Origin of the sequence: Candidatus Thalassolituus haligoni (assembly GCF_041222825.1) — a bacterium.
Classification (GTDB): domain Bacteria; phylum Pseudomonadota; class Gammaproteobacteria; order Pseudomonadales; family Oceanobacteraceae; genus Oceanobacter; species Oceanobacter antarcticus.
This window is the reverse complement of sequence record NZ_CP139482.1, coordinates 2,289,873-2,304,310: the sequence shown is the minus strand read 5'-3', so window position 1 is coordinate 2,304,310 and position 14,438 is coordinate 2,289,873. Positions and strand designations below refer to the sequence as shown.

The window sequence follows — 14,438 nt, the reverse complement described above, 5'->3', positions numbered from 1 at the left end:
GAGTGTGGGCCAGGCGGCTATACTCGCCGACTGTATAAACATAAGCGGGCAAAATAGTCCGCCAGCTCCTGAGTTGCTCCGGCTACCCCTTGGGTGTTTTTCCCGGAGTTTACTATGACCATAGAGGCCCAAAGATGACTGGATACGTGCAGAAGGGTGGCATTCAGATTGCCCAAGCCCTGTATGACTTCGTAAATGAAAAGGCAATTCCTGGTAGCGGCGTTAACGTCGATACTTTCTGGGCCGGATTTGATGCGGTGGTTAACGATCTGGCACCAAAAAACCGTGAGTTGCTGGTCAAGCGTGACGATCTGCAAGCCAAAATCGACCTGTACCATACCGAACGCAAGGGTCAGCCACACAACCCGGAAGAATACAAAGCATTCCTGCAAGCTATTGGCTACCTGTTACCCCAGGCAGAGCAGTTTGAAGCAGAAACCCGCAACGTCGAGCCGGAAATCGGTCAGATGGCTGGCCCGCAGCTGGTGGTTCCTGTCATGAACGCCCGCTTTGCGCTGAATGCTGCCAACTCCCGTTGGGGATCTCTGTACGATGGTCTGTACGGCACCAATGTGATTGCTGAAGAAGGTGGCGCAGAAAAGGGCACAGGCTACAACGAAGTCCGTGGCAACAAGGTGATTGCTTATGCCCGCGATTTCCTGAATCAGGCTATCCCGCTGACGACGGGTTCCCATGCAGGCACTACGGCTTACGTCATCGTTGATGGCCAGTTGGAAGTGACTCTGGCCGATGGCTCGACCACTGGCCTTGCCAACGCAGCGCAGTTGAAAGGTTGCCTCGGTGATACTGCAGCACCTGACGCGATTCTTTTTGAAAACAATGGCTTGCACTTTGAACTTCAGATTGATTCCAGCAGTATGGTTGGTGCCACTGATGCAGCAGGTGTCAAAGACATTCTGATGGAATCGGCTCTGACCACCATCATGGATTGTGAAGACTCGGTTGCCGCCGTGGATGCCGAAGACAAGGTGATTACCTATGGCAACTGGCTGGGCCTGATGCAAGGTAACCTGGAAGAGCAGGTGACCAAGGGCGGTAAAACCTTCACGCGTCGTATGAATCCGGATCGTGAATATGCCGCTATCAACGGTGACACCGTGAAGCTGAAAGGCCGCTCGATGCTGTTTATCCGTAACGTCGGTCATTTGATGACCAACCCGGCGATGCTCGACAAAGACGGCAACGAAGTACCAGAAGGCATCATGGATGCCATGGTAACGACCTTGTGCGCCATGCATGACCTGAACGGCAATGCGCCATTTCAGAACAGCACCACGGGTTCGGTAAACATCGTAAAACCGAAAATGCACGGTCCGGAAGAAGTGGCGTTTGCCAACGAACTGTTTGGCCGGGTGGAAGATGTTCTGGGTCTGCCGCGCTTTACCGTGAAAATGGGCATCATGGACGAAGAACGTCGCACCACCGTTAACCTGGCAGAGTGTATCCGTTCCGCCAAAGACCGGGTGGTCTTCATCAATACCGGCTTCCTGGATCGTACCGGTGATGAAATCCATACCTCCATGTTGGCGGGTGCATTCGTACCAAAAACCACTATGAAGCAGCAGTTGTGGATCAACAGCTATGAAAACTGGAACGTCGATACCGGTCTGAAGTACGGTCTGCAAGGTCGCGCCCAGATTGGTAAAGGCATGTGGGCGATCCCGGATGAAATGGGTCAGATGATGGAACAGAAAATTGGCCATCCAAAAGCCGGTGCCAATACCGCCTGGGTTCCTTCACCGACGGCTGCCACTCTGCACGCGCTGCACTACCACCAGGTTGATGTCTTCGCGGTACAGGAAGAGCTGAAACAACGTGCCTTCGCATCAGTCGACGACATTCTGACCATCCCGCTGATGAGCGAAGAACAGCAAGCAGCGCTGACGGAAGAGCAGATTCAGCGTGAGATCGACAACAACTGCCAGGGTATTCTGGGTTACGTTGTGCGCTGGGTTAACCAGGGTGTTGGTTGCTCCAAGGTGCCGGATATCAACAACGTCGGCCTGATGGAAGACCGCGCCACTCTGCGTATTTCTTCCCAGCACGTGGCGAACTGGCTGCACCACGGTATCTGTACCAAAGAACAGGTTGAAGACAGCCTCAAGCGGATGGCTGCAATCGTGGATGGGCAGAACGCTGGTGATGCTGAATACACGCCAATGACACCGGCACTGGATGGTATTGCCTTCCAGGCTGCGTCTGACCTGATCTTCAAGGGCAAGGAGCAGCCGAGTGGTTACACCGAACCCTTGCTGCACGCCTACCGTCTGAAGTACAAGGCCGCACAGTAAGTAAAACCGAGTAAGTAAAACCGCCGTAAAACACCAATCGCAGGCTTTGTCTGAGTGTGGTGTGATAAAAAACGGGAAGGTGTCGCCACCTTCCCGTTTTTTATTGGCCTTCCGGCGGTTTTGCCTTTACGCCTCCGTATTTACTTCAGGTCGTAACGGTCGGCATTCATCACCTTGACCCAGGCTTTGACGAAGTCTTTAACAAACTTCTGTTGGTTGTCGTCCTGGGCGTACACTTCGGCGTAGGCACGCAGGATGGAGTTGGAGCCAAACACCAGGTCTACGCGGGTTGCTGTCCATTTCACATCACCGGTCTTGCGATCAACAATGTGGTACAGATTTTTGCCAGCCGGTTTCCAGTTGTAGGCCATATCGGTCAGGTTGACGAAAAAGTCGTTGCTTAATACACCTTTGCGATCAGTGAATACGCCGTGGCGGGTGCCTGCGTAGTTGGTATCCAGTACCCGCATGCCGCCGATCAGTACCGTCATTTCCGGTGCCGTAAGGCCCATTAACTGGCTACGGTCGAGCAGCAGTTCTTCGACGCTGACGGTGTAGTCTTTTTTCACCCAGTTACGGAAACCATCGTGGATGGGCTCCAGCACGTCGAACGATGCGGCATCGGTCATGTCGTCGGTGGCATCACCACGACCCGGTGCGAACGGTACGCTGATGTCGACACCAGCATCTTGCGCCGCTTTTTCAACTGCTGCACTACCCGCCAGAACAATCAGGTCGGCAAGGCTGACCGGCTTGCCAAATCCAGCCTGAATACCTTCCAGGACGCTGAGTACTTTCTGCAGGCGATCCGGTTCGTTACCTTCCCAGTCTTTTTGCGGCGCAAGACGGATACGGGCACCGTTGGCACCGCCACGGTAGTCGGAACCGCGGTAGGTGCGGGCGCTGTCCCATGCGGTAGCGACCAGTTCCGCGACACTCAGGCCGCTGGCCAGAATGGTGGTTTTAAGCGCGGTGATGTCGGCATCAGACAGGGTGTAGTCGACTGCCGGGATCGGGTCTTGCCAGATCAGATCTTCCACCGGTACGTCCGGGCCAATGTAACGGCTTTTCGGGCCAAGGTCGCGGTGGGTCAGTTTGAACCAGGCGCGAGCGAAGCAAGCAGAGAAGTATTCCGGGTCTTGCATGAACTTCTGGCAGATGCCGTTGTAGATCGGGTCGACCTTCATGGCCATGTCGGCATCGGTCATGATCGGTTTGAGACGGATGGATGAATCTTCCACGTCAACCGGCATGTCTTCTTCGTTGATGTCGACCGGTTCCCACTGCCAGGCACCAGCCGGGCTCTTTTTTAATTCCCAGTCGTGACCAAACAGCATTTCGAACCAGCCCATGTCCCACTGGGTCGGGTTGGCGGTCCAGGCACCTTCAATACCGCTGACGACGGTGTCACGACCAATGCTGCGGCCCTTGGTGTTCATCCAGCCAATGCCCTGGTATTCGACGTCGGCAGTTTCGGGATCCGGGCTGAGGTCTTCGGCGCGACCGTTGCCGTGGCATTTGCCGATGGTGTGACCACCGGCGGTAAGGGCCGCCGTTTCTTCGTCATCCATGGCCATGCGGGCGAAGGTTTCGCGCACCTGGGCAGCGGTTTTTAATGGGTCTGGCTGACCATTGACACCTTCCGGGTTGACGTAAATCAGGCCCATTTGCACTGCGGCCAACGGGTTTTCCATAGTGTCCGGCTTGTCGACGTCGCCATAACGACCGTCGCTTGGCGCCAGCCATTCTTTTTCTGCCCCCCAATAGGTGTCTTTTTCGGGATGCCAAATATCCTTGCGGCCAAAAGCGAAGCCGTAGATTTTTAAGCCGGCCACTTCATAAGCTATGGTGCCTGACAGGAGTATCAGGTCAGCCCAGGAAATCTTGTTGCCGTACTTCTTTTTGATCGGCCACAGCAAGCGACGACCCTTGTCGGTGTTGACGTTGTCTGGCCAGGAGTTTAATGGCGCAAAACGCTGGTTACCGGCACCACCACCACCACGGCCGTCCGACAGACGGTAGGAACCCGCCGAGTGCCAGGCAACGCGGGCAAACATGCCGACATAGCTGCCCCAGTCAGCTGGCCACCAGGCCTGGCTTTCAGTCATCAGTGTACGCAGGTCGCTCTTCAATGCTTCTACATCCAATTGCTTGAGTTCTTCGGCGTAGTCGAAGTCCTCACCCAACGGGTTGGTCTTGCTGTCGTGCTGGTGAAGAATGTCGAGGTTGAGTGCATTAGGCCACCAATCGCTGTTGGTTTGACCGCTGGATGTCATTGCGCCATGCATGACCGGGCATTTGCCCGCAGAAGATTGCTTGTTATCCATAATGAGACTCCGATTCTGCTAATGGGATGGTCGGGACAATGGTAACCACCCAGGATGAAATAAATCTGGCAGCTACGGTATTTGGTATGCTGCTGGCTGGAAAGGTTCGCCTCCGGGGTATTTTTCTGGCAGTGGCTGCTGTCCAATCCATGTGTTCACTATAGACACGTTTGTTATAATTTCATTCAATTAAGTTAAATGAATCTCATAGTAAATATTGATGAATATTGGTCTTGCTGGCGTGCTGTTCGGGTCGCTGTGTAGTATGTCAGTACAACTGTTGGGACGGAGTAGAAATGAGAATTCTGATCGTAGGTGCAGGCGCAATCGGCGGGTTATTTGGTGGTCTGTTGCAGCGCCAGGGCGTAGCCGTGACCTATCTGGTGCGTGAGCACCGCTTGGCTGAGCTGGCGGCTGGCGGTTTGACAGTACAGCTGCCAGATAACGCCTTCAGTTTTCAGCCGTGCTGCTGCACTGCGATCCAGCTGGCGGCCACAAAGCCGGTGTTCGATCTGATTGTGCTCACCAACAAGGCGTATGCCCTGGCCAGTGTGATTGAGAATATTCGGCCAGTGGTATTGGAACAGACGCTGATATTGCCCTTGCTGAACGGTATTCGACAGCTCGATGTGCTGGATGCCGAGTTCGGCGCGGCGCGGGTTTTGGGCGGTATCGCCAAAACCGTGGCAACGCTGGCCGATGCCAATACGGTGGCGGTCAACAGTCCGGGCAGTAATCTGACCATAGGAGCAAGATCGGCTGAACAGAACGCTGTCGCCGGGGCAATCAATGCACTGTTTGCCGACGCCGGTGTTTTGCTTGGTGATGGCTCCAATATCGGCTTGGCCATGTGGGAGAAGTTCTGTTTGATGGCAGCGCTGGGCGCCCTGAATTGTATGTTGCAGGGATCCGTAGGGGATTATATGAAGAGTGAGGCGGGGGGTGAGATTGCGCTGGCAACCATCCGTGAATGTACAGACACCGCTGCCGCCAGTGGCTATCCGTTATCCGACAAGGTCATTAGTGGTATTCAGCGGACGCTGACTAATCCGAACTCATCTTTTAATGCCTCGATGTATCGGGATATGAAACAGGGGTTGCCGGTAGAAGGTGAACACCTGGTGGGTGATATGTTACGACGGGCGGAGGCGGCGGGTATGGCAGCACCCAATCTGAAGGTCGCCCATGCGGTATTGCAAACCTACAGTGCCAGGCTTGGGTAGTGTCCAGTAGTAAGGCTGGCTCGTATGGTTGCCTGCTGCAGACATCGCGATAAAACTGTCTGTTTTTGTCTATCAGATCTGTTGCCGCCGCCCGGTCTTTGTTCCAATGGCAGCTTCCTTTCGGCGGTGGCTTTTTATGTCTGTGCCTGTGTCTGTCCCTGTACGTTGTTGTTCTTGTTTTGTTGCTGCCGCTTTGTTATTGGCTGTTACGGTAAAAACCGCCGTCGCTGATGTGGTGTATTCCTCGGTTACGCTGGTGTCCAGCTCCGAACCTGTACCGGTATTGGATATGGTCAGTGGTTGGGATGGGCCATTTGAAGCCGGGGAGTATGCCTATGCCGATGCCCGTGTCACGCTGGGTGCTTCAATGCACTTGGCTGACGGGAACGGCTTGCAGCGCAGTTTTGTTGAGTGGGAACGGCGCTGGCATTACGACTTGTCATTTTCCAGGGGCATGTCCCGTTATTATTATTCACTTGAACAGGGCAGTGAGCTGGATGCAAATGAGGCACTGGCACTTGATGCCCGGATGCTGGTCGCCAGTGGCGTACGAACCGGTGCGGAGTGGCAGCTGGACAGCGCTGCCCTGGGTATCGTCGGGCGCTGGTCCGTGACTCCGGCATTGGCGTTGTATCGGGTGTCGGAGTGGCAGTTTGGTTCGCTGGCGGGGGTCGCCGAAGGTGGTGCAACCGAAACGGCTTCGGCAACGCTGGATTACCATTTCAGTGAAGACAAGATTCTCGCCTATGAGATTGATCCGTCCCATGGCTGGGGGCTGAGCCTGGATCTGGCCAGTGAATGGTCTGATGGCGAACGCTGGCGGCTATCGTTACAGTTGCAGGATATTCTGAACCGTTGGCAATTGGCAGATTCCGGTTATACCCGCGCTTGTATCAATTTTAATTCGCCATCGTTGCCGGTGTGCAGCAGTTCAGCAACGGCATCGGGCAAGTCGGGAGAGGAGGCGTTTGTTGCCCGGCTGCGGCCGACGACTCGTATCGCTGTTAATTATCTGCCCTGGCAGGCTCGTGTTCTGGTCTATCATCACGGCGATTACGACCGCCTGGGTATTGAAAAGCATTGGCAGCCGGTCAGCGGTATCGAGCTGGGTGCGGCGGTTTACAGCACCGCCCAGCTGGGGCTGTCGTTCAGTCATCGCTGGCTGCAGCTTGCCATCGCCAGTGACGACATCCGCTCCGGCTTTGCCCGCGATCTGGATGTGTCTGCCGGGCTGCGCTTCAGCTGGTAGCGCTCAGAGGGTAAGCTGCATCGGGATATTTTTCAGGTTTCCGGCTTGCACAGGCTGATCAGCCGCCATCCTGATTCGGGGCAGAGTTCCTGATCGGCCACTTTCATGCGGACTTTGCCTTCCGGGGTGATGGCCAGCAGCCAATACGACCGGTCGGCATTTTGTGCTTTAAAGGCGGCAAAATCGAAGGTGTCCGTCAGTCGGGTGGTTTTTAATTCAGCCCCTTGGGATAGCAGGCTGGCGAACTTGCCGTAACTCAACTCGGCATCAAATAACGGCAATCCGCGTTGTTCTGCAGCGCTGTGATGTTTGGTTTTATGGCGTTGATTATTGGTTCCCGATTCCTTTTGTGCCAATACCTTGCTATGCAGGGCAAAGACGCGCTCAAAGCCGAATTCATCACGGAAGTGCATGCAGGCGACGGTGTTGAGGTGGTTATCGGGTGACAGCGCCATCAGCTTGCCAAGTCCGGCCAAATCAAGTCGGTCACTGGCGTAGTCCGACATCGGGCTACCATAAAAGACCGGCAAACCTGCCATGCGGGCACGCTGGATATTGTCGTAGCTGGAGTCGGCCAGCAGTACCCGGATATTCTGTTTGGTCAGCTCGCTGGCGATGGCACGGGCAATCGGGTTCGCTCCCAGCAACAGAATGCCGTTGGCAGGTGGTTCTACCACGCCGAGCCAGCGAGCAACGGGTCGCGCCGTTGCGCTCTGAAAAACCACAGTGCCAAAAATCACACAAAATGTCAGCGGCACCAGCACCGCTGCGCCGTCAACACCCTGATGCTGCAATTTGATCGCAAACAGGGCGGAGACCGCTGCTGCAACAATTCCTCGTGGCGCGATCCAGGCCAGCAGTGCCTTGTCTTTCCAGTTCAGGTCGCTACCGATGGCGGATAACCAAATAGTGAGCGGCCTGGCGATAAACTGCATCACCGCCAGCAAGATCAGCGGTGCCCATCCAAGCTGGCTGACTGCTGTCATGTCCAGTCGTGCCGCCAGCAAGATAAACAGACCGCTGATCAGTAGCAGGGTAAGGTTTTCCTTGAAATGCAGGATTTCTGCCAGCCGCAAGTGCTTCTGATTGGCGAGCCACATCCCCATCAGGGTGACCGCCAATAGCCCGGATTCGTGGGCCAGATGGTTGGCAACGGTGAAGGCCAGCAAGACAGCGGCCAGTACGGCCAGATTTTGCAGATATTCCGGCAGCCAACGGCGTGCCAGGGCAACGCCAGTCAGCCAGCCACATGCCAGTCCTAGCACGGTGCCTGAAAGCAGTACCTCAACAAAAGCAAGCAGGCCACTGCCGACCCCGGCTGCCTGGTTCTGGGCGGCGATAAATTCATACACCACCACCACCAGTAACGCGCCGATGGGATCAATCAGTATGCCTTCCCAGCGCAAGATGTTACCCAGTTCGGCACGGGGTCTGACGGTTCGAAGCATCGGCATGATAACGGTCGGGCCGGTCACAACGGTGAGAGCACCAAATAACACGCTGATCGACCATTCAAGCGCAAACAGCCAGTGGGTAGCACAGGTAACGATTACCCAGGTCACCAATGCACCGAGGGTAATTAAACGTCTGACTACCGTACGCTGAGAACGTATTTCGGCAAGGTCGAGCGTCAGGCTGCCTTCAAACAGAATGATGGCGACACAGACAGAAACCAGTGGAAACAGCAGGTCGCCAAACATCATGTCTGGATCCAGCACACCGCTGACGGGGCCAGCAAGCAAACCGGCCAGTAGCAAAAACAGGATAGCGGGCAGGTTGCTGCGCCAGGCCAGCCATTGGCAAACCAGTGCGACAAATGCGATCAGGGCCAGCATCAGGCTGGTTTCCATGGGTGACTCCTTGGGCGACAGGTCGGGCTATATCAGCACTGTTGTTAACGATGATAGCAGCGGTTGATCCGCATAGTGCCTGCAGGAGGGTCGAGTCGCCAGCGTTGTTGTGCCAACAACCTCAAGTTATACCGTTATCTTTTTTAGTTTGAAGGAGTACCACACTTCTGCTTCAATTATCCGGCCGTTATCAAAAACCAACGCCGGTTCGAGCCAATCAGCCTCCAATTATAAAACACGGAATAACAGCAGCAGCCTCTAATCCTCCCTGATCAGGGTTTCTGGCAAACGATTGTCAGGGTTTTGTTCAGACATGAGTGTGATGTCTGAATCAACCTGATCGTCAGCGTCTGCATTGTCTGCCTGAGTCGATACATTCAAGTACGCAGCAGAAATAAACAAAAAGGAGTTGATGGCAATTTTGAACTTGGGATTCATGGGATTCTCATGATTGCAGGTTGGATGGATGAGCAGGTTTGCGGCGTTCTGTTGAGCGTTTGTTACGGAGCACCAGAGTGACAAGCAGCGTCAGCACAAACAGTGAAGCTAATGTTTTGAAAACGATGGACGTCAGCCATGGAGCTACTCCCGTACTGATCAGTACGATGAGTGTAACAATAGCCAGAACAACAAGGGCCAGAATAATAATGGACCAGGTCAGCATATGGGTTCTCCTTTGTAGCGCACGGGCACATCCAAATACGACGGTGCGTACATTTCCAAAAGTACCCGTACTGTTACTGAGTGTCAGATCTGGAAAAAGTTTGGTGTGTGTTTGAAATTCAACTGTTCCATTATCGTTATCTTTTTAAAAAATAGCCAATTGATTAGTATTATTGGTGGGATTATTAGTACCTATGACCAAAATCCTGTGTTTGTACGCTTGCAGGGTCGATTCCGGTATCATGCGCGCTTTTGTTGCTCTTCGGGCGTTGCATGTACCTTGACCATTTCAGTCTTGACCGTTTCCCGTTCACCATTGCGCCAGATCCGGCATTTTTGTTTCCGTCGGAGGGGCATCAGGAGGCGTTGGCACATCTGCATTACGCCTTGACCGGGCATGGTGGTCTGGTCTGCCTGACCGGCGAAGTTGGCACCGGAAAAACGACCCTCTGTCGCGTCTTTCTGGAACAAACACCAGCGGATATCAAAACGGCGTATCTGTTTAATCCGCAGCTTTCCCAGCGCGAATTGCTGCAGGCGCTGTGTGATGAGCTGGGCATAACCTATGCCTCCGATGCCAGCCAACAAGCACTTTATCAACGACTGAATCGTTCCTTGCTGGACTGGTATGCCGAAGGGAAGCGGGTTATCTGTGTAATCGATGAAGCCCAGGCGATGCCGGTGCCATCGTTGGAGCAGATCCGCTTGTTAACCAATCTGGAAACCAGCGATAACAAACTGCTAACGCTGATACTGGTCGGTCAGCCCGAGCTACGTGAGGTGTTGATGCGGCATGAATTACGCCAGCTGAATCAGCGTATCACCGCGCGTTATCACCTCAAGCATTTGAGCCAAACAGAAACCTATGCCTACTTGCGCCACCGGCTGGCCACGGCAGGGTGCGAGCGGCAAGTGTTTGGAGAAGCCGCCGCAAAAATCATCTGGCAAGGCTGCGGAGGTGTGCCACGGTTGATTAACAGTGTTGCTGACCGTGCCTTGCTGGGGGCGTATGCCCGAGGTGATGCCGACGTGAACGGTACGGTCGCCCGTCAGGCACTGGCAGAAGTGCTGGGTGATGCCGCTAATGAGCCACCAAAAGAACGCCCGGGGGCTGTGTTTTCAGCAAAGATTCTATGGCGGCTATTGGGGGCCGTAATGCTGCTGCTGGTTATTGTCGGCTGGCAATGGGCATCGCCTTCTTCCTGGCGAATGGCCGTTGCCGAATGGATTGCACCAACCCGTCCGGTAACATCATCGCAGCTCGCAATGTCAGCAGCACCTTCTGCTGTGGATCTGGAGCAGGCGATACCATCATCGGATACGATTGCGGCTACGCCAGCGCCTTCTGACCCTGTCGTCGATGAGCGTCAGCTGGCGGCAGAGGATCTGAGTCGGGCCATGGGGCTGGAGGCTGGCAATTGTCGGCAATTATCCGAGGCCGGCTGGCAATGCCTCTGGGTGGCCTGGCCCTATTCCCAGCTCAAACCGTTACGTTATCAGGCAGCCGTCTATCACGAAGGGCGCTGGCAACAGCTGACTGACGTGGACGCGAGTCGGCTGCTGCCGACTCGCGTGATCAAAGCGCTGGTGATCTGGCAAGCGCCGTCCGGTTATCACGGACTGATTCGTCCTGGTGGCGTGTCGGAGGTGGTCTCCTGGGTCAGAACCCAGCTGGGTGTTGAGTGGCATGGTGACTGGCAGAGGATCGGCCCAACAAGCAGTAGTACGCCAGCAGCAGGGCCGGATCCGGCGTTTTACGACCCCTTGTTGGCGCATGCTGTGGCGCAGTTTCAGGTGTCTCAGGGTTTGACCGCTGACCGGATTATTGGCCCGCAAACGCTGTTGTATTTGCAGCGGCGGGCCTATCAGGCGCAGCAGGGGGCGAAGTAATGTCGTACATTCTGGATGCGCTGAAAAAATCCCAGCAGCAACGCTCTGACGGTGCAGGCGATAGTGCGTTAACGCCGCTGTTGACGACGCCAGCCGTGGCGGCTTCGGTGGAGGCGCACTTGCCGCTGAGTCTGGTCGTGATTGTTTTTCTGGCTGTGATCGGCGCGTTTGGGCTGTATTTTTTTAGCGCGGGCACGGGTTCTGATTCTTATCCCGATAAGCAAACAACTCCGGTCGCCGCCAAGCCGGTTGAATCAGAGCCAGTGCCTGCTACCGAAGCGGCTGTGGTGGTTGCACCAACAGATGGTCAGTCCACCGTCGCGCTGCAATCAACCCCTCAAGTACAGCCGCAACTGCGTCCGGAAGTGGTGCGTGCTACCGATTTTGTACCTGCTGAAGTAAAACCCGTGGTAACGCTAGCGCCTGAGCCAGAGCCAGAGCCTGAGCCTGAGCCTGTGTCTGTCACCGCGTTGCCAGCACCGGTGGTGTCAGCTTCATCAATGCCGCGCCCGGAAGCGCCAGAGTCACAGGCATCGTCATCGTCATCGTCATCGTCGATTGAACATCGCCATTTGCCGCCGCTGTCGTCGTTACGCAAAGTTCCGGATCTGATCATTACCGGCCATATTTACAGTCAGGACAGCAGCGCCCGCACGGTCTCGATGAATGGCCGAGAGTGGTATGAAGGTGATCTGATTGTGCCAGGTGTATTCTTACAGACCATTACGCCAACCGGTATCGTCCTTGACGTCGATGGTTATCCATTTTCGATTAACCGCAATAGCGGCTGGCAGTCCATTGGGGAGTAGTACGCAGTGTTGAGTCAGGAAAGCAAAGAGCGTATTCAGGCCCTGTATCGCGAGTGCATCAGAAAACTCGATTTGACCCCCCGGTACGGTCAGCGGGTGATGATTGCTGAAATTGCCAAGTCGCTGGGGGCCATAACCACCGACGATAAAGGCGAGCGTAATAACGATTCCGGTATCGTGGTGGTGGAAGCTGGCACCGGTACCGGTAAAACCCTGGCGTACTTGCTGGCCACCTTGCCGGTGGCGATCGAGCAGGAAAAGAAACTGCTGATTTCCACTGCCACCATTGCCTTGCAGGAGCAAATTCTCGACAAGGATTTGCCCAACCTGAAAGAAACCATTTCGTTGCCATTCAACTACGCGCTGGCCAAGGGCCGGGGTCGTTACCTGTGCTTGCTGAAGCTCGACAAGTCACTGCAACAGCTGTCAGGGATTCTGTCCACCGTTGATCTGTTTGAACAAACCCCGGAAGAGCAGGATCGTGAACTCTACGAATTGATGCTGAACCAGTATGCCAGTGGTGGTTGGGATGGTGATCGTGATCGCTGGGATGATGAGGTGGCGGACAATCAGTGGAGTCACCTCACGGCCACGCATCGCGAATGTTCCAATCGACGTTGTCCGCATTTCGATAACTGTGCCTTTTTCAAGGCCCGTTCTGCAATGGAAGATGCCGATATTATTATCGCTAACCACGACCTGGTGTTGTCGGATCTCAGCCTGGGTGGTGGCGTGGTGCTGCCTGCGCCGGAAAAAACCATTTATGTCTTTGATGAAGGCCATCATCTGGCCGACAAGGCACTGAATCACTTTCGACTGGAATTTGGCGTGCGTGCCCAGCGTCAGTGGCTAAAGCAACTGGAGCAGGGCGTCGAGCAGTTTGTTGCTGCTACCGGGTTGCCACCGTCAATCATGCATTCCTTGCAGGCTGCTCCTGAACAGTGTCGTGAGTTAAACAATCATTTTAATTTACTGTGGCCGCTGGCATTCGACCTCTTGGGTGAGCGCGACCGGGTACGATTTGAATTTGGCCGTATAACGGAAAATTTGCGCGACCTGCTGAATAACATCAAGGCACCGCTGCAACCACTCTTGCAGGGTCTGGACAAGCTCAACGACATGTTACAGGCCTCGCTGGACACCAAGGGTGAGGGTGAATTCAGCCTGGATATCGCCGAAAGCTGGCAGGCCCCGATGGGGATGATGCTGGCGCGTGCAGAAGCCTTGTGGGAAGCCGTGACCTGGATGGCTGCCGCCGAGAAGGAAGGGGAGTTGCCGGTTGCTCGCTGGCTGTCAAAAACGCCCTTTGGTGAAGATTGGGATATCAAGCTCAGCGCCTCGCCGATTGCAGTGGCAGACCAGTTGCGTAAAAACCTCTGGTCGCGCTGTCACGGTGCGGTGGTGACGTCTGCGACCCTGACGGCGTTAAACAGTTTTGGCAATCTGACCTGGGAAACCGGTCTGCCGGATTGGGCCGGGTATCATCGGGTTGCCAGTCCGTTTGATTATCCGAACCTGGGTCAGTTGGAAGTGGTACAGCTGGGTTCTGACCCGAAGAGTGATCAGTTTCAGGCTGACATTGAACAATGGATGCGGACACAGCTGGATTTTGGCAAGAGCACACTGGTGTTGTTCAGCTCCCGCGCCCAGCTGGAGGCGACCAGAGATACCTTTATTCGGGACTGGTACGAAAAATTATTGTGCCAGGGGTTTTTACCCAAAAGCGAGATCGTGCGGCGTCATAAGGAAAGGATCGACAAGGGCGAAGGCAGTATTATTTTTGGCCTTGCCAGCTTTGCTGAAGGGATCGATTTACCGGGGAATTACCTGACGCATGTGGTGATTGTGAAAATTCCATTTGCCGTGCCGGATGACCCGATTCAGGCGGCAACCAGTGAGTGGCTGGAAAGTCGCGGTCGTAATCCGTTTATGGATCTGACCCTGCCTGCGGCATCGATTCGGTTGGTGCAGGCTTGCGGTCGGCTCATTCGCAAGGAAACCGACAGTGGCCGGATCAGCATCCTTGATCGGCGGCTGACCTCGACCCGTTACGGCAAGTTGTTGCTGGACTCGCTGCCACCACTGCGACGAATCTGATTGGTGTTGTCAGGTCAA

General features: G+C 54.9%; 10 protein-coding genes. 6 read left to right on the top strand and 4 right to left on the bottom strand.

What is annotated here, in order from left to right:
• The first annotated feature begins 134 nt into the window (after positions 1–134).
• Positions 135–2,312, top strand: a complete 2,178-nt coding sequence (locus SOJ49_RS10315) for a malate synthase G (RefSeq protein ID WP_369854425.1) — start codon at positions 135–137, stop codon at positions 2,310–2,312.
• A 140-nt stretch (positions 2,313–2,452) separates the two neighbouring features.
• Here the strand turns inward: SOJ49_RS10315 and katG are convergent, their stop codons facing one another.
• On the bottom strand, positions 2,453–4,639 hold the full coding sequence (gene katG / locus SOJ49_RS10310; RefSeq protein WP_369854424.1) for a catalase/peroxidase HPI: 2,187 nt from the start codon (positions 4,637–4,639) through the stop codon (positions 2,453–2,455).
• Between the two features lie 296 nt (positions 4,640–4,935).
• On the opposite strand from katG, the gene SOJ49_RS10305 reads away from it, so the two are divergent.
• Complete coding sequence (locus SOJ49_RS10305) at positions 4,936–5,862, top strand: 2-dehydropantoate 2-reductase (protein ID WP_369854423.1); 927 nt, start codon at positions 4,936–4,938, stop codon at positions 5,860–5,862.
• Between the two features lie 136 nt (positions 5,863–5,998).
• Positions 5,999–7,111, top strand: a complete 1,113-nt coding sequence (locus SOJ49_RS10300; protein ID WP_369854422.1) for a hypothetical protein — start codon at positions 5,999–6,001, stop codon at positions 7,109–7,111.
• Positions 7,112–7,143: 32 nt separating this feature from the next.
• Here the strand turns inward: SOJ49_RS10300 and SOJ49_RS10295 are convergent, their stop codons facing one another.
• From SOJ49_RS10295 to SOJ49_RS10285, 3 genes are all read right to left on the bottom strand, one after another.
• Positions 7,144–8,961: a cation:proton antiporter gene (locus SOJ49_RS10295; RefSeq protein WP_369854421.1), complete on the bottom strand. Its 1,818-nt coding sequence runs from the start codon at positions 8,959–8,961 to the stop codon at positions 7,144–7,146.
• Between the two features lie 258 nt (positions 8,962–9,219).
• Positions 9,220–9,399, bottom strand: a complete 180-nt coding sequence (locus SOJ49_RS10290) for a hypothetical protein (protein ID WP_369854420.1) — start codon at positions 9,397–9,399, stop codon at positions 9,220–9,222.
• A gap of 7 nt (positions 9,400–9,406) precedes the next feature.
• Positions 9,407–9,625, bottom strand: a complete 219-nt coding sequence (locus tag SOJ49_RS10285; protein WP_369854419.1) for a hypothetical protein — start codon at positions 9,623–9,625, stop codon at positions 9,407–9,409.
• A gap of 272 nt (positions 9,626–9,897) precedes the next feature.
• On the opposite strand from SOJ49_RS10285, the gene SOJ49_RS10280 reads away from it, so the two are divergent.
• From SOJ49_RS10280 to dinG, 3 genes are read left to right on the top strand one after another with little or no spacing between them, the layout of a single operon-like run.
• Positions 9,898–11,514 carry an AAA family ATPase gene (locus SOJ49_RS10280; protein WP_369854418.1) on the top strand — a complete coding sequence of 539 codons (1,617 nt, stop codon included), beginning with the start codon at positions 9,898–9,900 and terminating at the stop codon, positions 11,512–11,514.
• Positions 11,514–12,323: a general secretion pathway protein GspB gene (locus SOJ49_RS10275; RefSeq protein ID WP_369854417.1), complete on the top strand. Its 810-nt coding sequence runs from the start codon at positions 11,514–11,516 to the stop codon at positions 12,321–12,323. The genes SOJ49_RS10280 and SOJ49_RS10275 overlap by 1 nt, the downstream gene beginning before the upstream one ends.
• A 6-nt stretch (positions 12,324–12,329) precedes the next feature.
• Positions 12,330–14,420: an ATP-dependent DNA helicase DinG gene (gene dinG / locus SOJ49_RS10270; protein ID WP_369854416.1), complete on the top strand. Its 2,091-nt coding sequence runs from the start codon at positions 12,330–12,332 to the stop codon at positions 14,418–14,420.
• Positions 14,421–14,438: the final 18 nt, after the last annotated feature.

Coding starts and splice junctions, on each gene's coding strand:
- katG (WP_369854424.1), bottom strand. CDS start 4,639: ATGGATAACAAGCAATCTTCTGCGGGCAAATGCCCGGTCATGCATGGC.
- SOJ49_RS10280 (WP_369854418.1), top strand. CDS start 9,898: ATGTACCTTGACCATTTCAGTCTTGACCGTTTCCCGTTCACCATTGCG.
- SOJ49_RS10315 (WP_369854425.1), top strand. CDS start 135: ATGACTGGATACGTGCAGAAGGGTGGCATTCAGATTGCCCAAGCCCTG.
- SOJ49_RS10285 (WP_369854419.1), bottom strand. CDS start 9,625: ATGCTGACCTGGTCCATTATTATTCTGGCCCTTGTTGTTCTGGCTATT.
- SOJ49_RS10300 (WP_369854422.1), top strand. CDS start 5,999: ATGTCTGTGCCTGTGTCTGTCCCTGTACGTTGTTGTTCTTGTTTTGTT.
- SOJ49_RS10290 (WP_369854420.1), bottom strand. CDS start 9,399: ATGAATCCCAAGTTCAAAATTGCCATCAACTCCTTTTTGTTTATTTCT.
- SOJ49_RS10295 (WP_369854421.1), bottom strand. CDS start 8,961: ATGGAAACCAGCCTGATGCTGGCCCTGATCGCATTTGTCGCACTGGTT.
- SOJ49_RS10305 (WP_369854423.1), top strand. CDS start 4,936: ATGAGAATTCTGATCGTAGGTGCAGGCGCAATCGGCGGGTTATTTGGT.
- SOJ49_RS10275 (WP_369854417.1), top strand. CDS start 11,514: ATGTCGTACATTCTGGATGCGCTGAAAAAATCCCAGCAGCAACGCTCT.